Annotated in this window: 15 protein-coding genes; 9 read left to right on the forward strand and 6 right to left on the reverse strand. The window is 57.7% G+C overall.

Annotated features, from left to right (window positions below; translation table 11 throughout):
- Positions 1-207: 207 nt before the first annotated feature.
- Positions 208-393, reverse strand: coding sequence for a hypothetical protein (locus NHH03_RS26350; RefSeq protein ID WP_253161342.1), 186 nt, complete (start codon positions 391-393; stop codon positions 208-210).
- A 197-nt stretch (positions 394-590) separates the two neighbouring features.
- Here NHH03_RS26350 and NHH03_RS26355 point away from each other — a divergent pair, with 197 nt between their 5' ends.
- Positions 591-2396, forward strand: coding sequence for an ATPase with chaperone activity (locus NHH03_RS26355; protein WP_253161343.1), 1806 nt, complete (start codon positions 591-593; stop codon positions 2394-2396).
- A 137-nt stretch (positions 2397-2533) separates the two neighbouring features.
- Here NHH03_RS26355 and NHH03_RS26360 read toward each other — a convergent pair whose 3' ends face one another.
- Positions 2534-3028, reverse strand: coding sequence for a PEGA domain-containing protein (locus NHH03_RS26360; RefSeq protein WP_253161344.1), 495 nt, complete (start codon positions 3026-3028; stop codon positions 2534-2536).
- A gap of 249 nt (positions 3029-3277) precedes the next feature.
- Here NHH03_RS26360 and NHH03_RS26365 point away from each other — a divergent pair, with 249 nt between their 5' ends.
- Positions 3278-3640: a hypothetical protein gene (locus NHH03_RS26365; protein ID WP_253161345.1), complete on the forward strand. Its 363-nt coding sequence runs from the start codon at positions 3278-3280 to the stop codon at positions 3638-3640.
- Between the two features lie 67 nt (positions 3641-3707).
- Here NHH03_RS26365 and NHH03_RS26370 read toward each other — a convergent pair whose 3' ends face one another.
- The gene (locus NHH03_RS26370) at positions 3708-4661 is read right to left on the reverse strand and encodes a Vgb family protein (protein ID WP_253161346.1); all 954 of its coding nucleotides are present in this window, start codon (positions 4659-4661) and stop codon (positions 3708-3710) included.
- Positions 4662-4919: 258 nt separating this feature from the next.
- Here NHH03_RS26370 and NHH03_RS26375 point away from each other — a divergent pair, with 258 nt between their 5' ends.
- Positions 4920-6293: a DUF6666 family protein gene (locus NHH03_RS26375; RefSeq protein ID WP_253161347.1), complete on the forward strand. Its 1374-nt coding sequence runs from the start codon at positions 4920-4922 to the stop codon at positions 6291-6293.
- Positions 6294-6308: 15 nt separating this feature from the next.
- Here NHH03_RS26375 and NHH03_RS26380 read toward each other — a convergent pair whose 3' ends face one another.
- On the reverse strand, positions 6309-7778 hold the full coding sequence (locus NHH03_RS26380; RefSeq protein WP_253161348.1) for a hypothetical protein: 1470 nt from the start codon (positions 7776-7778) through the stop codon (positions 6309-6311).
- 163 nt (positions 7779-7941) lie between these two features.
- On the opposite strand from NHH03_RS26380, the gene xylB reads away from it, so the two are divergent.
- The 4 genes from xylB to NHH03_RS26400 all read left to right on the forward strand — a co-directional run bounded on the left by xylB (position 7942) and on the right by NHH03_RS26400 (position 13521).
- Entirely contained in the window at positions 7942-9462 is a 1521-nt protein-coding gene (xylB, locus tag NHH03_RS26385; protein WP_253161349.1) for a xylulokinase, read from the forward strand.
- Between the two features lie 50 nt (positions 9463-9512).
- Positions 9513-10298 carry an enoyl-CoA hydratase/isomerase family protein gene (locus NHH03_RS26390; protein WP_253161350.1) on the forward strand — a complete coding sequence of 262 codons (786 nt, stop codon included), beginning with the start codon at positions 9513-9515 and terminating at the stop codon, positions 10296-10298.
- Positions 10299-10759: 461 nt separating this feature from the next.
- Entirely contained in the window at positions 10760-12493 is a 1734-nt protein-coding gene (locus NHH03_RS26395; RefSeq protein WP_253161351.1) for a hypothetical protein, read from the forward strand.
- Positions 12494-12585: 92 nt separating this feature from the next.
- Complete coding sequence (locus tag NHH03_RS26400; protein ID WP_253161352.1) at positions 12586-13521, forward strand: DUF1571 domain-containing protein; 936 nt, start codon at positions 12586-12588, stop codon at positions 13519-13521.
- Positions 13522-13741: 220 nt separating this feature from the next.
- Here NHH03_RS26400 and NHH03_RS26405 read toward each other — a convergent pair whose 3' ends face one another.
- Positions 13742-14194 carry a universal stress protein gene (locus tag NHH03_RS26405; RefSeq protein WP_253161353.1) on the reverse strand — a complete coding sequence of 151 codons (453 nt, stop codon included), beginning with the start codon at positions 14192-14194 and terminating at the stop codon, positions 13742-13744.
- 36 nt (positions 14195-14230) lie between these two features.
- Positions 14231-15049, reverse strand: coding sequence for a phosphatidylinositol-specific phospholipase C/glycerophosphodiester phosphodiesterase family protein (locus tag NHH03_RS26410; RefSeq protein ID WP_253161354.1), 819 nt, complete (start codon positions 15047-15049; stop codon positions 14231-14233).
- Between the two features lie 442 nt (positions 15050-15491).
- Here NHH03_RS26410 and NHH03_RS26415 point away from each other — a divergent pair, with 442 nt between their 5' ends.
- Complete coding sequence (locus tag NHH03_RS26415; protein WP_253161355.1) at positions 15492-17492, forward strand: hypothetical protein; 2001 nt, start codon at positions 15492-15494, stop codon at positions 17490-17492.
- 112 nt (positions 17493-17604) lie between these two features.
- Positions 17605-21840: an ATP-dependent RNA helicase HrpA gene (gene hrpA, locus NHH03_RS26420; protein WP_253161356.1), complete on the forward strand. Its 4236-nt coding sequence runs from the start codon at positions 17605-17607 to the stop codon at positions 21838-21840.
- Positions 21841-21943: the final 103 nt, after the last annotated feature.

Raw genomic sequence — 21943 nt, forward strand, 5'->3', positions numbered from 1 at the left:
CATGCTCGCCAAACAAGTTTGGCTCACACGGGAAAATCAAGTTAAACCGAAAGTCTAATTCTGCTCCGGGCCGTCGGTTAACGACCCAGCGATTCGCCATTTTGCTGCCAGGAAAAATGCCACAAAGGACACTCAGCTTCCCAGCAAAGCGATCTCGCAAATGCTGAACTCAACAGAAGTTTCACCACCAAATTGTCAATGATCAGTTCAGTTGCGGGCGAGTGACTTGCGTCGCTTGCCCTCACTGAGGAGGCGGAAAGATAGGGGCAGGTTCGGTGCTTCGCAATAGCCATCGGTGAAATTTTCGAAAATAAAGCGGGCGACCTTGGTTTTGGCAGGGAAATTGCCCTGTCGATCGTTTTCGAGCTTTTTACGAGGGATTTTCGGGATCACCCACCACGGCTCTTTGGCACTGCAAACGGTGCACCCGAGCGATTTTTTGCGGCGTTAGTTTAGGCAAATTGGTGCGTGATTGCTGGATTGAGCTAGGGTTAAACGATTCCTAATCTCAACCGTCCGATAGGGAACAAGCGGAACGTTTCGGTAAAGCGGGCCGCGAAAACTCTCTTTGATTGAAAGGTCGATTCGCGATGCCCACTACGCCAGCCAACACCTCCAGCGATGGCGCGAATGCGGATAGTCAACTCGATTCGCTGATCTCACGCATCCAGTCACTGACCGGCGGCGGCGACCAGCCTGCCAAACAACAGCCACGACGTGCTCCGTCAGCACCGGGGGCGACCCCCCCAGCGGATCCGGCAGCCGAAGTTGGTTCGGTGGATGAATCCGCTGCCGTGCCGGCCAGCGGTGGACCGCAGCCGGCTCTGCAAGCCCCGGTTCCCCAGCGACCGCCCCAGCCGCCACCGAAACCCACGCCCTCGGGCATCGCGGAATACACCTTTCGCAACAGCAGCCCCCAAGGCCCGGTCGGCCAAGCCCAGTCGGCGCCCCCGCCTCCGACTCTGCCGCCCTCACCGCACCAGGGCAGCCAAACCACATCGCATCGTTCGAAATTGCCCGCCCACCTGCGATCGGCTCCGGCAAGTTCCACCGCCACGCCGGGACCGAAGGCCGCACTGGGCTATGACGGTCGTGATATCCCCGCCGGCCCGCTGGGGTTCAAACCTTCGCGTGACGAAGTCTGGCGACCGGTCGAACCGGAATCGATGGAGCAGGCGGGTATCAACGAATCGATTCTGGAAGCGATCATCTATCGCTATCTGCTGACCGCCGGCGAAGCCGAGGGACGCAAGATCTCGGACCAAGTCAAAGTTCCGTTTCGTTTGATCGAGCCGATTTTGATACGGCTGAAAATGGAACAGCACGTGGGCTATCGAAGCGCCACGGCGACCAATGACTACGTCTATGTGCTGACCGAATCCGGACGCCAGATCGCTCGCAATCACAGCGCCGACTGCACCTATTTCGGGGCCTGCCCGGTGCGTTTGGATGACTATGTCAAAAGTGTTCGCTACCAAACGATCGAAGGCCAATACCCCAAAAAAGCCGACTTGATCCAAGCCTTTAGCGACTTGCTGATCAATCCCAAGATGCTGAACCGACTCGGACCCGCCGTGGCCAGCGGTCGCGGGATGTTCCTGTTCGGGTTCCCCGGCAACGGTAAAACCTCGATCGCCGAGCGGGTCACCGGGGCATTCGGAAAATACATCTGGATCCCTCGCTGTGTCGATGTGGACGGCGATGTGCTGCGTGTGTTCGACCCCATGAACCACGAACTGGCCCCACCCGAAGAAGCCAGCGGATTGTTGGACGACGGCGGCATCGATAAACGCTGGGTTCGCATCAAACGCCCCACGATTATCGCCGGCGGTGAATTGACGATGGAGATGTTGGAGGTCCTCAACAACCCCGACACCAACATCAGCGAATCGCCACTGCAGCTGAAAAGCAACTGTGGAACGCTAGTGATCGATGACTTTGGTCGTCAAAAAATGCGAGTCGACGAACTGCTGAACCGTTGGATCGTTCCGCTCGAAAAACGCTACGACTTCATGAACATGGCGAGTGGGAAAAAAATCCAAGTCCCGTTCGATCAGTTGGTCATCTTCAGCACCAACCTGGAACCCAAAGATTTGGTTGACGACGCGTTCTTGCGACGGATTCCTTACAAGATCGAAGTCGAGAATCCGCCCGAACAGGACTTCCGTAAGCTGTTCGAGATCATGTGTCGGGTCACCAAGATGCCCTACAACGCCGATGCAATCGACTACCTGATCCAAACGCATTACATCCCGGTCAATCGTCCGTACCGCAATTGCCAACCGCGTGACTTGTTGCTGCAAGTCAAAAACTATTGCATGTACAACGACTTGGAAGTGGAGTTAAAAAACGAATACTTCGACTTCGCCTGTGACAACTACTTCTCGGTGATGTAGTCGCGACTGAACGACGCAATGGGTGCCACCTACCAGATGCTTTTGGCGGTTCGTCGTGGATCGCTCCGTCGATCGCGCGTTGGATCGGCGGAGCGATCCACGACTTTTGTCGGGTGGATCGTACACGGTGGCGTGGGCTACTGGCGCGGGGCGGTGACCATTCCTGCGGTCGCTTGTTGGCGCAGGCCATCCGCGCGGGAGACAACCTCATCTGAGGGCGGCAATGTCTTGGGCACGAGCGCTACATCAATGATTCGCTCGTCACGAACTTCGCCCGGCCAGAGCGTCTCGGCGATAAAATCGACGCCGGGCCATTGATACCATGGCGGGTTGAATCGACGCCGCACCGTCTCGGTGCGATAGCCGTCGGCCTCAATGCGAAACTCTCGAGTGCCGTAATACACAAACGGAGTCGATGCCGGTGATGCCCCGATGACTTGATTGTCGACTGAGACCATCGCGCCGGGCGGGTTGGTGCGGACCGTCATTCGCCGACGGACGCATCCAGAGAATAATGCCAGCATCACACAAGGTCCCAGCAATAGCAGCAAACGGCGACCGGGGCGCAAGGTCCCGAGACAGCCGACCGAGCGGTGGTCCGGCCGGTCGGGAAAAGTTGGCAGAGCGGGCATGGATGGATGCGTGTTGGAAGCAAAAGGGCACTGCAGGTGACACCGAATGTCGGTAGTAACAGTTGTGCAGCCGACCTTTCCAGGCCACTTTTGGGCGCCAAGAATGCCGGTTAGGAAGATTGCGCATCCAGTGCGTCCTAGGCGACTTGCGTTGTGATTAACGGTAAGCAAGACTTTTGGACGTCACTTGGTTCGATCCCCCTGGCGGGACCGACAAGCATCCATTCCCTGTCTCTCAATGGTTTTCAAATGAAAAACATGCGAATTCTGGCGGCTTCTGCCGCATTGATGATCGGATTGTTCGCGTCGGCACAAGCATCCGCTGGCTGCTGCGAACCCGCACCGGCGCCCGCACCTTGCTGCGAGCCGACTCCTGTTTGCTGCCCCGCACCTCCGGTCGAAGTCAGCTTTTGCGTCATCGACCCGGTGACCTGCTGCAAGTACCCGGTCACGGTTTGCGTTCCTGCCGAATGTGCCGGACAAACCCCGTGCTACGTCGATTGCCGCCGTGGATTCTTGGGCCGCAAGATCCTGACCTACAAGTTCGAGTGCTGTGGCGAATGTGTTGACATCGTCATCACCAAGCACGGTCGTGTGATCGTCCGCGACTGATCGCCCCGCGATCAAACACAGCGACCATTGAGACAGCGGCAACCGCTTCTGTGAATTTGGTCGGCTGTTACAACACAGGTTCGACCGCTTTGGTTTTGCGATCAAAGCGGAAGACCTGTTTTTTTTGTGGATCCGCGACATACAGCGACTCGTCATCGGCGGTGATTCCGACCGGTCCACCCAGCGGATCGCCCTCGAACCACTTCTCGGTCTTGCCGTCGGCGGTGAAGGTCCAGATAGATTTGCCATAGCCGTCGGTCACAAATCCTCGGTCACCGGCCCAGGCAATTCCATTGGGAAACTGGTAAGGGCGGTCACCGACGATGGTTTCGGCCGTCCCCGATTTGACATCAATGCGCTGCACCGCCTCTGCGTCCGGCGTGACGGCCCACAGCATTCCGTCGCTATCAAACGACAGGCCTCGCGCGTTGACCCGGGCAACCAGTTCTGGTTTCCCGCCGCCGATCGGTAGCCGAAAGACCGCGCGCCGCTCGGCATCACCGACGTAGATCATTTCGCCCGAAGGATCCACCGCGATCGCCATCGGAATCCCCAGGTAGCCGTTGTTCAGCGAGATCAGATCGCCGCCTGCTGCGGCCGCATAGTAGATCTCGCGGGTCGCCGAATCACCGATCAAAATCCCGCCATCGGGATGGGCAGTGACACACCACGGGCGATTCATCGGTTTACGCAGTAATTTGGTTCCTGCGGTCCGCAATTTCAGCGTCCCGTCGGCCTGAACCCAAATCCCAGGCAGATCTAAATCAACGACCAACAGGTTGCCATCCTGCAACGCGACCGCTCGGGGGTAGTTGACCGCGGCTTGGTCAGCGGCGATCGGATCGGGGACCTGAACCGATTTTCCATACACGTCGGTCTGGCTGTCGTCTTCACCGGCGGGCGCGGTTTCAGCGGGCTGTTCCGTCGCATCCTTCTGGTCGGTTTGCGGCTCCGATTCCTGCGCGACCACGATCGACGACGCAGTTGCCAGGGTCAGTCCTCCGAGGAAGCAGGTCGCCACAATGAGGGTCTGGCAGGTTTTTCCGATTGCGCAAATTTTTCTAATGATCACGGTCAGGCATGCCGAACAAGAAATAAAGTGATGTACCGAGAAGCGAAGCTGGGACTTCAAATGGCGTGACGTGTTTCACGCCCCCAACCAGTTCGCAACGTCTCTCTCGCGGAAAGATTCAGGACCATGATAACGTCAAGCCACCCAATTTCGTGGGCACTCTGTCGCCGAATCACTGCGAGTTTTAGCAAAACCTGCTCTGATCGCGTGGTTGCAATTGGGTTGGGAGTGTTGGCGTTGCTGGCGGGACACCTGCTGACGGTACCTGTCATGGCGGGGGATCCGTCCGTCGGACGCTCAGCATCCGACGCGATTGCGGCGGCACAAATCGATCTTTCCGGCGCCGCCCCTGCGCAGCATCGTGGCGGTGCTCGGCTGGGGCGACGCCAACAACCCGCTCAACAAAAATTGCCGATCGCGGCGGCAATCGAGGCACAAGGCCAAGTCCAACAAGTCGGCTATTTGGAACCCAACTGTGGTGCCGGCGTGTTCGAAGCAACTTGTGGCTGTGAAACCGTCTGCGACTGCCCGGTCGAGCGAGTGGCACAACCGCTGCTGGACCCCAGTTGTGGCTTGGAAGCATCCTGTGGGATCGAAGTTTCGTGTGGCGCCGAACCGTGGGTCGGATCGGGTGTTGGATGCGGAGCGACGGGCTGCAACTCTGCTGGCTGCGGCGGCTGCTGTGATTCGATGGACCCCAATTGTGGCTGCGATGCCTGTTGCGGTTCCGTTCGTTTCCTGGACGGCTTGTTCCCCCGGCTGTGCTTCAACTGGAACCGCTGGGATTTCTTCGCCGGGGTCAACGGATTCACCGGACCGATGAATTTCGCAGACACGGGAACCGCCGCCAGCGACCATCGCGGCACCGGCAGTTTTGGATTCTACGAAGGATTCAACCGCGGTCGCACGCTGATGTTTTTTGACAACGAATTGTCGATTCAAACCGGTGCGAGATTTACACAAACCAATTTGTCCGGATCCGGATTCACCGATGATCCACGTAGTCAAGTGTTTTTGACCGGCGGTTTTTTCCGTCGTGTCGACTATGGTTTCCAGTACGGCTTGGTGTTTGATTACCTGAGCGACGACTGGTACCACCAAGCCGACTTGACTCAGTTGCGAGGTGAACTCGGATGGGTCCTCCGCAACTCCCATGTGTTCGGACTGCAGTTCACCGCCGGGCTCGATAGCAATTCGTCTGACACCACAGTCGTCGACAATACCGGCGCCACGATTCGCAACACGGTGGTTTCCGAAGCCCTGTCACAATATCGCCTGTTCTACCGCCAGCAGCTTGCCCGCTGTGGGTCCTGTGAAGGATTCATCGGCGGCACGGAAAACAATGACACGCTGTTGGGCGTGGATGTGAATCTGCCGCTGCACCGCAGACTCCTGTGGAATACCTCGGCGACTTACCTGATTCCCGACGAAGGTGCTAACAGTGGCGGCGAACAACACGAGGGCTGGAATTTGGCGATCGGCGTCACCTTCCGTCCCGGCGGACTGGGATCCGGATCGCGCTACGAGCGACCGCTGCTAAACGTCGCCGACAACAGTACCCTGATGGTGGACCGCCGCTGAAGGATCGCTGGATCCCTAGCTGCCGAAGCCGAGTGTTTTTCGCCAGGCGACAATCTGTTGTTCGCGGCCGACTTGGTCGCTGATGGTTTGCCAATCAGCGTTCACGGCGGCCAGTGCATCGGTTGCTGTCGCATCACCGCTTAGACAGGCGATCACGTGTTGGTCCAGCGATTGGTAGTACCGCGACGCCGCCGGCAGCAACAACGGCGTTGCGACTTGCCTGGTTTGCAACCGATTGCTCAACCAGCGAACATAAGGTGTCGCCGACCGTTCGGCGGTCCCGCCGGCCGCGGCGCCGAAATCAGATGCAGCGGGTGTCCGCGTGGGTGAATACAGTGCGGTTTGGCCGCGGACCATCTCCATTCGTTCGCCGCCGCACAACCAACCGATGAAGTCGCGCGAGGCATCGGTTTGTCGGCAACCGCTGCTGATGCTAGCCAGGGGCGTCCAGGGACTGAAGCACAGACGATCGACGTCGGTCTCTTGCGGGCAATCGGAAACGCTGACGTCAAACACTTCCTGCGAATCGTCGCTGGCATCGTCGTTGTCGGTGGCATTCACATCGTCGGCCACTTCGTAACCGATCCCGCCCTGCAGGTCGCCGCGACGCAGCCCTTGCCAGATGGATTGCGGTGTCAGGGACGGTTGTTGGTAAAGCCCGACCGTGTCGGCGAACTGTTTCAGCACAGCAGCGAAATCGGGGTCGCTCCACTGTGGCGCCAGAGTGTTGCGATCGAATAGCCAACCGTGGTCGACCGACGAGGCACAGCGGTTTAGAAACGATGTCGCCGCCCAGCCTGGTGCGGTTGGCTCGGCTGCTTTTCCGTCCAGTCGTTCGACCCAGTCGTGGTACTCCACCCACGTTTGACACTGTGCTTCCGGATCGAGCGACAGCAGGGCGAACAGTTTTGCGCCGATGGCAACGCCCCAGGTTGCTCCACCGTATGCCCCCAGACCGTTCATGACCGCCGGCAGCGGTTTTCCATAGCGGTCTTGGTAATCTTGCAAGGTGTCGTCGTGGAATGAGACGGACGAGCGGGACCGTTCCAGTTGCCCCAACAGGTACTGTGGGTAGATCACGACATCGGCAGCCGAAAGACGCTCGGCCAGATCCGCATCGCCGGCAGCGGAATAGGTGTCGGGTTGGATTTCGATCAACTCGATCTTCAATGGTTGCTGTGATGCCATCGACCACCCCGATCGGATCGAATCGGCGTCCGCCGCAGTCCCTGCCAATGCGATTCGCAGTGGCACGTCGCGGCGTGTCGTCGTGGCTGGTTTTTCGCTTGAATCGCCAGCGCTGGGCTGGGAACGACTGCAACCCACCAGTAGCGGCGTGGCAATGGCGGCCTGGGCGATTCGCGCCATCGCTTCGCGACGGGTGCCCGTGGCCGAGGGGGTCCCGGCTGACGCGTTGCCACCGGAATCGGCACGTTGCGGTGGCATTCGATCGGGATTGTCAGGCGAAACAGAGAGGTGATTCATCGGGCCGCGGTGGCAAGCGAGAACATTTTTTGAAATCGATCCGCGCCGAAGCTGTTTGGCAAATTACAGTTTTGCGGCGGCGCGATAACATACGCAGCGCTCGGCGATCCGGTTCAATCGGAAATCGGTGGTCGCCCCGTTCCAAACATCTATCAGGCACAGCATGAGTCACTATCTGGGAATCGACATCGGAACTAGCGGAACAAAAACGCTGTTGATCGACGCCGCCGGAAACGTCATTGCCGAAGCAGACGCGACCTACCCCATGGAGCAACCCCAACCGGGCTGGACGCAACAAGACCCTGAAGATTGGTGGAAAGCCACGGTCAAGACTGTCCGCGCGGTGATGCGAAAATCAAAGTGCAATCCGGCGGATATCAAAGCGATCGGTTTGAGCGGTCAGATGCACGGCAGCGTTTTTCTGGACGCCAACGACCAGGTCATCCGCCCCGCATTGCTGTGGAATGACCAACGCACCGCCGCCGAATGTGATGAAATCACCCAGGCTGCTGGCGGTCGCAAAAAATTGATCAAATTGGTTGCCAACCCGGCACTGACCGGATTCCAGGCGCCGAAAATCCTGTGGTTGCGGAATAACGAGAAACGCAACTTTGACCGCTTGGCCAAAGTCCTGTTGCCGAAAGATGAAATTCGTCGTCGCTTGATTGGCGATTACGTGTCCGAGGTCAGTGACGCCAGCGGAACGTTGCTGTTGGACGTCGTGAACCGCAAATGGTCGACCGCCCTGCTGTCCAAATTGGGACTCGATTCCGATCTGTTGCCGCGCGTGGTCGAAAGCGACGAAGTCACGGGTACGTTGACCAAGGCTGCGGCCAAGACGCTGGGATTGACCACCGATTGCAAAGTCGTCGGCGGTGCCGGTGATTGTGCGGCCGGCGCGGTCGGCAATGGTGTGGTCAAAAAAGGTGTGCTCAGCACTTCGATCGGCACCAGCGGCGTGATGTTCGTGCACAGCGACCAGCCGCAATACGATTCCGCAGGCCGCTTGCACACGTTCTGTCACGCCGTCAACGGCGCTTGGCACATGATGGGCGTCAATTTGACCAGCGGCGGTTCACTGCAATGGTGGGTCGAATCGGTGCTGCAGAACCTGGCCGGACTCAGTGGCAAAGACGTCTACCAAGCCGCAACCAAAGAAGCGCAGCAGTGTCCGGCCGGCAGCAACGGTCTGTTGTTCCTGCCCTACTTGAACGGCGAACGCACACCGCATGCCGACCCCAACGCCCGCGGCGCCTTTGTCGGATTGAATTTGACGCACACCCGTGGTTCGATGACACGTAGTGTGATGGAGGGTATCACGTTTGCGCTCCGCGATAGCTTGGGCATCATTCAATCGCTGGACGTACCGGTTCGAGAAATTCGAGCTTCCGGTGGCGGCAGTAAAAACCCGTTCTGGCGGCAAATGCAGTCCGATGTGTTTGGCAAAAAAATCACCACCCTAAAAGTCGAGCAGGGACCGGCGTTTGGTGTCGCCCTGCTGGCTGCGGTCGGTGACGGTGCCTACAAGAACATTCAATCGGCGTGCAAAGCGACGATCCAAGTCGCCGACCAGACCACGGTCGATCGATCTGCAGCATCCGGTTACAACAAACTGTTTCCGATCTATCGCAAGCTCTACAGCGATTTGAAAGATTCGATGCATTCGCTGTCCGAGTTGCAATAGTCGTCTCGATTGCGTTTCTGTCCCGACACTGCAGCCAACTGACCAGATCCATGCAAACCGTTGAAGTCAAGATTGTTGATCGTATCGCGACTGTCATGATGGATCGCCCCAATGTCTGCAATGCTTTGGATGGTCAACTGATTGCCGACCTGACGCAAGCGTTTTCCGACGTTCACCAAGAGAAACGGGTCGACGCCTTGGTGTTGACCGGCAAAGGCGATCATTTTTGCAGCGGGGTGGACCTGAAAACGTTCGGGCAAGTGTGTCAATTGGAACCGATCGAAGCCCAGTTGGCATGGTTCGAATTTTGGCGAGAGCTCACCGAGTTGTGCGAAGCCATTTTACGGTTTCCCAAACCCGTGGTCGCAGCGGTCGACGGCCCGGCGATCGGGGCCGGATTGGCTCTCGCATTGGCCGCTGATCTGCTCGTGCTCAGTGATCGTGCGTCGCTGTCGGCAAACGCTGCCCAACGTGGCTTGATCGGCGGCCTGACGGCGCCCCTGCTGACTTTTCGCTACGGTGCCGCGATCGCAGCGCGGATGTTGTTGACCGGTCAAGCGATCGACGCCGACCAAGCGCTGGGGTTGGGGATGTGTGTGGACGTGGTGCCGCCGGTGCAAATCTGGGTCGCCGCCAACCGTTGGGCAAAGCAGTGCGGCGAGGCACCGCAGGAATCGGTCCAAGCGACGAAACGAATGCTGAACGAAAGCGTGGGCGAAGCGTTGCTATCACATCTGGCATCCGGCGCCGCAACGGCGGCTACCGTCTGCAACACCGCTTCGGCGTCCGAAGGCATCCGCGCTTTCATTGAGAAACGGCCCCCCGAATGGCCATAGCACCATTCGTAGAGTGGATCTTGGAAAAGATCCCGGGGCTGAGTTCACCCGGGGTTCCTGCCGAACCCGCCTCCAGCAGGTTCGGCAGAGACCCCGGGCTAAGCTATTGAACGCCGTTGGCGTAGAGATGGGACCTGAGGGCATGCAACTCTCCCAATGGGTGGCATGCGCGAAGCTGCACGACCCCCGAACGCTGGCGTGCCTAAGCGAGTCAACGTTCGGGGGAGAGGGGACCGCGGCCGGTTCCACGCGTTTTTTGTGGGTTTATGCGGGTGGGGGGGAATCTGACGAATTAGTTGAAACCGGCGGGCCATCGTCGGGGTAGTGGTGGTACCGGTGAAGGACGAAACCACTGGAGTTCGCTTTGCCGCGATGGGGCAAACTTGTTACGTTTCGCCCGGACTGGGACCATTTTCTTGCTTACGACTGACCCTAACTGTCAAAAAGGACACCAAACGATCATGGGTTTTCTGACGAATTGTATTCCTTCCCTGCCAGCGGCGCGCGCGATTGCAGCCACCGCCCTGTTTGCCGCTTCGGCCTTGATCGCTCCGGCGGCCTCTGCCCAGGAACAACTGACGCCGGCCGCCGCGACGCCGGCCGCTGGCTCGCCCGCCACGTTGTCCGATGGCTCCCAGCCCGTCTTGGTCGTCACGATCGGCTCGCTCAACAAGATGATGCAGGATGTGAATTACATCACGGGTGTCGTCGGCCAGGCGCATTTTGGCGGCCTTTTTTCGATGATGGCCGGGACGTACGGTCAAGGCATGGACATGGATCAGCCGATCGGCGTGTTGGTGCCGATGATCGGCGGCACCCCGCAGCCGATCGTGGTTTTACCGACTAGCGATGTCCGCTCGATTCTGAAACGTATCGAAGCCCAGACCGGGCCGATCGATCAGCTTGACGATGGCACATTGGTCGCCACCATCAACGGTAAAACGCTGTACATCCAACAGAACAAGTCCGTTGCGATTGCCGCCCAAGACCGCGAAGCACTGAAACTGGTGCCGGCCGATCCACAAGGGTTATTCAAAGGAATGGGCAATGACTACAACGTCGCCGTGCGTTTGCAAGTCCAGCAGGTACCGGTGGAAGTCCGCAACGTGTTGATTGACCAAATGCGGCAGGGATTCGAATCCGCGATGGCCAAGCAACAGGATGCGGATTCGGCTCGCGAGATGGCCGAAAACTCGATCGAGCAAATCGAGCGATTGGTTCAAGAAGCCGACGAGTTGAATTTTGGCTTGAACATCGATCAACCCAATCGTGAAATCGACGTTGATTTTTCATTCACCGCAGTCGGTGGAACTCAATTGGCAGCGGTTTACGGCGGACAGCAATCGATCCCCTCGCGGTTTGCTTCGGTCATCCGCGACGACGCCGCTGCCTACCTGCACGGTGCCACCTCGATCAGCCCCGAAGCGATCGATCAAGCGACCGACAGCGTAGCCAGCAGCATGGAGATGTTGAAGAAAGCGCTCAGCAACGAAGGAAAACTGAGTGAAGATCAACTGAGTGAGATCGATCAGTACTTGGGTCGATTGACTGAAATCATCACCGAATCGCTGGCCGAAGGCAAAGCCGACATGGGCGTGGCGCTATTGGCCGGTAAGGACCAGTTCCAAGTCGTTTTGGGCAGCTTTGTTGCCGATGGCGAAAAAGTCGCCGCATTGGCCAAGGACCTGGCACAAAAAGTTCCTGATAGTCCGGATGCACCCGAGTTCAAATTTGATCTGGGTGATTTCAATGGTGTCACCATGCACCTGATCGAAGGCGACGTGCCACCGGGCGAAGAAGAAGCTCGCAAAGTGTTTGGTGACAAGATTCAAATTCACATCGGGACCGCTCCCAAGGCTGTCTATGTGGCGATGGGACGTGGCAGTGAACAACTGTTGAAAGATTTCATCACCGCTGGAAACAGCGACAATGGCGGTGCACGCCCACTCGGCCAGTTCAAACTGCGTCTGCTACCGATCATGGAATTTGCCCAGTCGGTCACTCCCGAAGCCAATGCGGCTGTCTCGGCCGTCATCGCCGCTCTCAGCAGTTCGAACGACAAGGGAGAATTGAATGCAGTCAGCGAGTCGATCCCGAACGGTGCCGCATCGAAGATCAGTATCCGCGAAGGATTGATCAAAGCCATCGGCGCAGCGGCCGTGGCGGGTCAACCACAGGGACAACAGCCGTTCTAAATCAGTCGATTCACGTCTAAGTGAATCGCCTTGCTGACAAATTGCCAGGCCGATCCGTTGGGTCGGCCTTTTTTGGATTCCCGGTCGCCGCAATGCATAAACATCAGATCGATACAATGGATTTGTCGAAACGAAATTGGCGTTGGTTCCTACTTGTCCCCGCTTTGTTGGTCTCGGGCATCGCGATCGCCGCGGTGTTGCGCAGTACACCTGAGATCCGGCAAGACGTGGCGCCGACCGATACCGCGGCCACGACGGCGAACGATTCCGAATCGGACTCGCAGACGCCACGTACCCGCCCTTCATCGATCGCCGAAGTCCTGGATTTGGCTTCGGCGGCGCTCAAGTCCAGCGAGTCCTCGCTGAATGACTACACCGCTCGGTTTGCCAAGCAAGAACGCGATGCGTCGGGCAATCTGACTGAAAAGACCGAGATGAATATCAAGATTCAGACGCGAACGCGCAACGAGTCTAACGACGCGCCGATGCGGATCTATCTGAATTTCAGTGCGCCACAATCCACCGCCGGACGCGAGGTGATTTGGGGGCGTGACTTGTACGACGGTAAAATGGCCGTGCACGAAACCTCGATGCTACTGAGCTGGAAAACGGTTTGGTTGGACCCGACCGGAATGTTGGCCATGGCCGGACAACGCTACCCGATCTGGGAAATCGGATTGGTGCGTTTGATCGAGAAATTGATCGAGCGCGGACAGCGGGATTTAGACAACCCGGATGTGACGGTCACCATCACGCGCGATCATGAATTTGATGGCCGACAATGTGAATTGATCCAAGCGGTACGCAGTCAGCCCGGTGGCGGAGAGGACGATTTTTCACTGGCGGAAATTGTTTACGACCCCGAGAGACTATTGATTCTCAGCTACCAAAGTTTCGGGTGGCCGTCCGAGGGTGAAGAAGAAGTCCCCTTGTTGGAATCGTACCAGTACCGTGATTTGAAGACTAACGTTGGCCTGACCGAGGCCGATTTTGATGTCGTCAACGAAGCCTATGGGTATCCCAAATAGAGCGCCCCCGTTGTCGCTGGCCTCGTTCAACGTATTGCTTACGTTTGCGTCAGAATAAAATCCAGCGATCTCACTCTCCCCGCGCGGAGAGTCGGACGTCTAAGCGGCCGGAGAGGGTCGGGGAAACTTCCCCGCGCTTTCAGCCCGACTCTCCTTGGAAAGGAGGGGGAAATCTGTCAAGCCTACAATCGACGTCTCCAAGAACTCGGCTATGGGATCATCATTGGTCGTCGCATTGGTCCGAGATCGTCAACACCGGGCACTTGGCATGCCGGATGATGTGGGCCGCGACACTGCCCAACAATGCGTCGGTGATCAGTGAACGACTGATGTTGCCCATCACGATCAGATCAATGTCTTGCTCTTGGGCGTACGTTTCGATCTCGTGATAGGCCGTTCCAAAACGGACGCTCATGATCGTCTGGAATTGCTCTCGTTGGCTGGGGGGCATGATGTCGATGAATTTCATAGACATTTTGTCCGCCTGTTCGTCACGGAACTTTTCACTGGTCGATCGCTGGATCAGCATCGGATCGTCAACGACATGCAATAGATGCAGCCGCGATTTGCTGGGCGACGCAATCCGCATCGCCAGTCGTAACGCACGGACTGAGGTCTCGGCAAAGTCGATGGGGACAAGGATCTCGGATATCGGTTGCAAATCACTAGTCATCGAATTGGTTTTGTTGAAGTCACAATGAGATGCGGATTAACGTGAACGTAGAAATTGCATCAGTCCAGCCAGATCATCGGTGTTGATCAAATCCACACCCGCATCATCCAGTACCGCCCAAACGGCTGGCCGATCGGGGGTGGCCCACAATCGAATGCGACGATTTTTGGCGTGGGCTTTGGCAATCACATCAGCCAATTTTTCGCGATCCGCCGCCGGCATCGGGCCCTCGCCACGCCAGCTAAAATGTTTGCCCCAATTGTCGCTGATCAATGGCATCGTCTCGGCGGGGACGTCGCTTTCTAAGTCCGTCAAGCGGCCATCGATGCCGACATAACGCGGTCGATCGGCCGCGATCAACTCGGTCGCGCGATTACCACTGACGATCACGGTCACGGCGCGGCGGTGCAGACCGTCGGCATCAACGCTGGTCAAAACATCGGCATACTGCGACAAAACTTTGTCGAGCGCTTCGTAGGTTTTGGCTCCGTCCGATTTGATGTCAATCAACAACGTGAAGGGGGCATCGTTGCCGTGAACACTGCCGTTGTTTTTGTTGACACGATCACGCAGCGGGTCGAGGTACAAATTGACCAAAGTCCGATCCTCGGAGACTTTGTCACGGTCATGCGCGACCAGCAATTGTCCGTCGATCAAATAGATATCCGCTTCGACGCTACTGAAACCTTGGTCGAGTGCGTCCAGCAGCGGTCGTTGGTGCAAATAATCATTGTGCGCATGGCCGCGATGGCCGGTTGCATCCGACGGGTTAGGGTTCGTTTGGGCGGTCGCTACACCAGCGACGAACAACGCCGCTAGCACACAAAGATTGCACCGGAACGATCGAGTTGTCATTTTTAAATTCCTTGGGTTTACGTTTTGAAGCCAACGCTTTTACGGCAACCCGACGCGTGAGCGAGGGATTTAGGGTGTTGTCGGGATCCCTCGCTCACGCTTCGGGTTACCAATAAACAATGCCCCACACGAACGCGCAACGTCAACCTTTCGGTTTGTGGTTTTCGAATCGATTGCCGGCCGTCACACGCGAGTGGCTTCCACTATGTTTTCTATTGGAACAGGTTCGAATCGGCTGGGGAACGCGTGGTGACAGCGGATTGAGGTCCTTTCGCAGCAGGCATTTCCTGCGGGGGGATGCTTTCTGGCGTGAAACTGATCTTTCGATGCCTCACCGTGCTGCGGTATTGTTCCCGTGTGAAACTTCGCGGGTGACGCTCTAACGATCAAAGAACTTGGATCCCGCGACCCGCAAACACTTTCCCAGGGATGGGATCAAGCGATGGATCATCGTTGGCGAACCAACCACGACGCGGCGCCCTACCGGTACACCCCACCACCACAGCATGGCTCGCCACTGCTAGGCCAGACACCGTATGCGCCATCAGCTTACGCGCCGGCTGCGGCTCCGACTCTGGATCTGCGTGTTTACCACGCTGAAATTGCCGACCTGCGACAACAACTGCTCTCGGTTCAGTCGCAACACACCAAGCAACTCGAATCGGCCCGGCAATTGGCTCGCCAAGAATTGGGAAAACAGCAGGCTCAATCGAGCGATCAGATCGCGGCGCTGAAGTATCAGCTCGCCGAGCAGGAACAGCGTTCGATTGCAGATCAAGAACTGCACGAGCAAAGCCAAGCGGCGATGCGAAACGAACTGGAATCGCTTCGCCAACAGGTGCATACCGCAGCGTCAAGCAACACGCTGCTCAAAGAGGAACTTGCAAACTTGGCCGCTGCCGCGTCGGCCGAACAGCAGCAGCAGGCCGGATGCTACCGTTCTCTACTCAGCCGCCACGAATCCTTGCTTGCCGAGAAGGAACATATGGCCAGCGAACAGGAACGCGTGGTCGCAGAAAAACAGGTCCTGATCGACGAGTACGAACAAGAGTTGTTGGCTTGGGAAATGGCGCACGACCTGGCGGTCGATTTGTGCCAATGGCATGACACCCAGCATGGCAACGCCCGCCGCGAGTTGGCACAGATCATCGCTCAGCACGAACAATTCCGCGGCTCAGCTGAGGAAGCCTTCCAGTTGTATGAACGCGAAATCCAGACGTTGCAGGCCACTGTGGCAATGCTTCGAACGGACCATGAAACCGTTGAACTGATCAATGGGGATCTGGATCATCGCTTGGACGAACTGGAATGTTTGACCGCTGATCTACAAGACGACCTACGGGAAACGCTGGCAAATCATCAGCAGGTACTTGAGAAGCATACGTCCGAGCAATTCGAGGCGCTGCAAGAGATTGAATCGGTTCACGCTCAATTGGACGCGATGACCGACCGCCATCAGTCGATCAGCCAAGAAAAAAACACGTTGATCGATACCGTGGCGGCCTTGGAAGAGGCATCCGATCAATACGACGCCGCGATGTTTGCCAAGGAACAGGAACTCGCCGCGACCCAGCGCGTCTCTGACGAAGCACAACGTCAACTGGAACAATTGCGCCGCGAACACGGTGTGATCGCCGGTCAAAATGACATGATGCGGAACCAGGTTCGCGAATTGACCGGCAGCAATGAGAAATGCAACCAGGAAGTTGCCGACGCGATCGAGCGGTGCGAATTGGCAGAATCCGCGGTCGCCGAGCGGACCAGTCAACTGAAAGAATTGCAGACCGCCGCGCGTGCTGCCGAAGCCGATGCGATGCTGCGGGCCAACGAAGCCGAGCACCTGTATGCGGTCGAGCTGGAACGTGTGGAGAATGAATTGGAATCGACTGTTCAGCGGCTGGCCGATGCGACGGCAAAATCCAGCCGGCTACAGAACAGCATCAATGATCTAACGAACCAGTTGGACCAGGCCCAGCGGCAACGCGATGAAAACGACCGGCATGTCGAGACGCTCGACGCGACCATCAAGCAACTGCAAACCGCAGCGGCCGAACAATCCCAATTGGCAGTCCAAGCGGATGCCTCCAGCGGCCAAGCTGATGACGATCAACAGGAAATGGAATCCTTGCGACGGCGGATTGACCAGCTAACAGACGACCGGGAACGCATTCAAGCAGAAAACGAGCAGCTGCGAGTTGCAGCGGATGGCTTTCGAACCGAATTCGCTGGACTAGAGGGGCAAAACGACTACTTGCGGGTCGCCGTCAACCAGCTTCAAAGTGAGCTCGATGAGTGGTCGCAGTATCAGAATCCGGTTGCCGAAGTCAAACGGTTGAGCGCTGAACTGGCCAATCGCATTTCCCGCCACGCCAGCGAGCGCGAAGCGCTGTGCCGGCGAATCGAGCAGCTCCAGGACTCTCGATCGGTCAGCCGCGCCGCCTAGCATCGGTTGCTCTTTCGCGTGAATTGCGTACTGTGTGTTTCGCACCTCTGCTGATCATACGTCTGTTCCTTCACGCGCTCTCCACGCACGGTTCCGTCCGCGCGCCGGATCTATGAATTTCAAACCATCCAGCCCACGACTGGACTCTGCCAAACCCGCAGCTCCCGGTTCCACTGGCCCCGGTTCCACTGGCCCCCCCAAACCGGATCGGGCCACGTCGCCGGCTGACGTCCCCGACGAAGCACAGTACGAATCGCAACGCGCTGTTTCAGACAGCTCAGTGCCAAACAGCTCCGCGCCACAGCGTTTGGCCGGGCCCGTGGATGTGATTGCGGACGACGACTTGGGCATTGAAAATGCGATGCAGATCGACCAGCATCGGCTCCGCCGCCAGCAACAACGCTTGCCGCCCGAGGAGTTCCAGAAACGCTTGTCCGAATCGATCACCCGCCGCAGGCGACGCCAGGCTTACACGCCGCACCTGGATTATCCGGCGGAACTGCCGATCACGGCCTACAAGGACGAAATCATCGACCTGATCCGTTCGCGCCAAGTGATCGTTGTTTGCGGTGAAACCGGCAGCGGCAAAAGCACGCAGCTGCCCAAGTTCTGTCTGGAGGCCGGATTGGGGCGTTCGGCCGTCATCGGGCACACCCAGCCGCGTCGGTTGGCCGCGCGCAGTATCGCCACGCGATTGTGCGAAGAAATGCAGTGCAACCTAGGTGAACAGGTCGGGTACCAGGTCCGATTTGGTGATCAAACCGGTCCTGACACGATGATCAAATTGATGACCGACGGAATTCTGCTGGCCGAAACGGGGTCTGATCGGATGTTGGACCAATACGATGTGATCATCATCGACGAGGCGCATGAGCGATCATTGAACATTGATTTCCTGTTGGCCTACCTGCGCGGGCTACAGTCGAAACGCCCGGACCTGCGGATCATCATCACGTCAGCGACGATTGATGCCGACAAGTTCGCCGAGCACTTTTCCGATCAACACGGACCGGCGCCCATTCTGAATGTCGAAGGCCGCGGGTATCCGGTCGAAACGCGCTACTTACCTTGGGAAGATGTCGTCGCCGATGACCAGCGTGGCTATGACTTGTCACATCACGTGATCGCCGGGATCAAGAACCTATCGCGTAGCGGAAACGGTGACACACTGATCTTTTTACCGACCGAGCGTGACATTCGCTTGGTATCCCACCGGGTCGCGGGTCACTACAAACGCATGGGGTTGGAGGGCCGCGTCGAAATTTTGCCGTTGTATGCGCGCTTGCCGCAAAAGGACCAGCAGCGAATCTTTCACCCCAGCGGCCAGCGTCAACGTTTGATTTTTGCGACCAACGTGGCGGAAAGTTCATTGACGGTTCCGGGGATCCGTTGCGTGATCGATTCCGGCACCGCGCGGATCAGCCGCTACAGCCCACGCAGCAAGTTGCAACGGTTGCCGATCGAACCGGTCAGCCGCGCCAGTGCCGATCAACGCGCCGGACGCTGTGGACGCGTGGGCCCGGGCATCTGCATTCGATTGTTTTCTGAATCGGATTTTGATTCACGCGATGCCTTCACGACTCCGGAAATCCGTCGGACGAACCTGGCATCGGTTGTGTTGCAAAGCAAGATGCTGGGTTTTGGCTCGCTCGATTCGCTGCCACTGTTGGACGTGCCACGGCCGGAATCGATCCGCGAAGGCGTGCAGACGCTGGTCGAATTGGGCGCCATCGACGACCGGCAGGAATTGACCGATATCGGGCGATCACTCGGACGCATGCCGGTCGATCCGCGAATCGGACGGATCATTTTGGCCGCGGATGAACATGGCGTCCTGCCGGAAATCCTGCCGATCGCAGCGGCCATGGAGATTCCTGATCCACGGCAGCGGCCACAAGATCAACAGCAGGCCGCCGATCAAGCTCATGCGGAGTTTCGTGATGGTGAAAGTGATTTCCTCTCTTTGCTGCGGCTGTGGCGATTCTACGAACAGGCTCGCAGTGATTTCTCACGCAACCGATTGACACGCGAGCTGCGAAAGCGGTTTTTATCGCCGACGCGGATGCGAGAATGGGCGGATACGTATCGCCAGCTGCGTGAGACCGCAACTGGATTGAAATCGGGCGGACGCAATTCCAACGCCAAACCCACTGTGAAAGTCGGCTCCATTCGGTTCGCCGAAGACCAAAGCAAACAGACGTTGGACAAAGACAGATACGCTGCGGTGCATCAAGCTTTGTTGACTGGTTTTTTGTCCGGCGTCGCGATGGCGGGCGAAAAGAACGTCTATTTGGGACCACGCAATCTGAAACTGTTTTTGTGGCCGGGAAGTGGTGTGTTCGATGCCAAACCGAAATGGATCGTCGCCGCAGAGTTAGTGGAAACAGGGAAACAGTACGCGCGGACGGTGGCCCGCATCCAGCCCCAGTGGGTCGAACAGGTTGGCCAACATTTACTGAAGTCATCCTATAGCGAACCGCATTGGAGCCAAAAGTCGGGCGGGGCGTTTTGTTACCAGCGGCAATCATTGTTCGGTTTACCGATTGTCGTCAAACGACGCGTGCCGTTGCCGCCAATTGATCCGGGAACCGCGCGTGAATTGTTGGTCCAGCACGGGTTGGTGGAGCAACAACTGGTCACCAACGCGCGATTTGTGCGTCACAATCGGGCGCTACGAGAATCGTTTGCCCAGTTGGCCGCCAAGACACGACGACGTGATTTGGTGATCGACGATTTCGTCATCGCGCAGTTCTACCTGCAGCGATTGCCCGATCAGGTATGTGACAAAGGGCGGCTGGATAAATTTGCCAACGGCCACCAGCCCCCCGAGGGCATCCGCCAGATCGGCGACGCTGCTTCGCTGGCAGAATGGTTGCATGACCCGCCGCAAGTTTCCGAGGATCTTGAATCCTGTTTCATGCGACCGTCGGATTTGATCGAAACCACATCCGAAGTGTTTTCTGCAGATGCATTCCCCGATCAACTTGCGATCGGCAACAGTCGACTGCCGCTGGAGTATCGGTATGAACCCGGGGCTCCGGACGACGGCATTCGATTGCGTGTGCACCAAGCCGCAGTGACACAAATCAGTGACGAACGACTCGGCTGGCTGGTCCCCGGACTGTTGCACAACAAGATCGTGGCGATGATTAAATCACTGCCGAAACGCATCCGCCGAAATCTAGTGCCGGCCGCTGATGTGGCCGCAAAAATTTACGACGAACTGATGCCGGAATACGGCCAGGTCCCCTTCATGCCGGCGGTTTGCAAAGCCATGTCGCGGCACGCCGAAATGCCCGTCGGCCAGCACGATTTTCAAGCGGACAAGATGGACGATCATTACCAGTTCCTGGTCCAGGTCGTTGACGACGATGGCAAAACTCTCGCCAGTGCCCGCTCCGCCGAATCCCTGGTCAAACAGTTCAGCGGCGCCGCACAGCAATCGAGTGCGCAGGCGACTGCCGTCGTCGAGACGGAGTTTTCTGCTGAACCGATGCAAGGTTTTGAATTGGAACAGCTGCCGGCTGAAGTCGTGCGGGAACGTGGCGGTGTGCGCGTCGCCCAGTACCCTGCGCTGGTTGATGCCGGCGATTCCGTTCAGGTCCAGTTGTTTCCCGACCAGGCCACGGCCGACGCGGCGATGATGCAGGGACTGACGCGACTGTATTCGATTGCAGAACGCAAAGAGCTGCGCCGGCAAGTCCGCTGGTTGCCGGATCTGGATCAGACCAAGCTTTATTTGGCGGGTGTCGTTCCGGCGAATCGGTTCGAATCGGCATTGATTGATCTGCTGGCGCGGATTGCGTTCGTGGAAAAACAACCACTGGTTCGCAGCAAGGCGGAGTTCGAGGCGCGCCGCAACGATCGGATGGAACGAATTTCAGTGGCCACCCAGGAAATCGCTGGCTGGCTCAAATCGCTCGGCCAGGCGCAATTGAAATCCCGTGGTCAAGTCGAATCGATGTCCGCAACGAACTTTCCGGCTGCCGCGGCTGACGTTCGCAACCAAATCAAGTGGTTGCTCAGCGAGGGATTCCTGGCCGTCACCCCCTGGGACTATCTCCAGCACTACCCGCGGTTTTTATCGGGCATCAGCTATCGACTGGAAAAACTGCAAGGTGGTGGTGGTGCCAAAGACCAAGTGAGTCAGCAAGCGGTTTCGCAGCTCTGGAACGCTTGGCTGCAGCGATTTCCCGAATCAGAGCAATCGCCCCAGCATCGTGCTGCCGATGAATTTCGCTGGATGATCGAAGAGTTGCGCATCAGTTTATTTGCCCAGCCCCTGGGGACTTCCATCAAAGTCTCCGTCGCACGCTGTGAAAAATGGCTGGCGCAAAGCGCTCGCTAAGCACCGTAGCGGATCCCGCCAGGGTTCCGTCGGGGTGAGGTTGCAGGGTGAGGTTGAACAATCGCGTCACGTTTTGAGCTGGCACGAACAGGCCTGTCTCCGC

Source organism: Stieleria tagensis (genome assembly GCF_024129865.1).
GTDB lineage: Bacteria > Planctomycetota > Planctomycetia > Pirellulales > Pirellulaceae > Stieleria > Stieleria tagensis.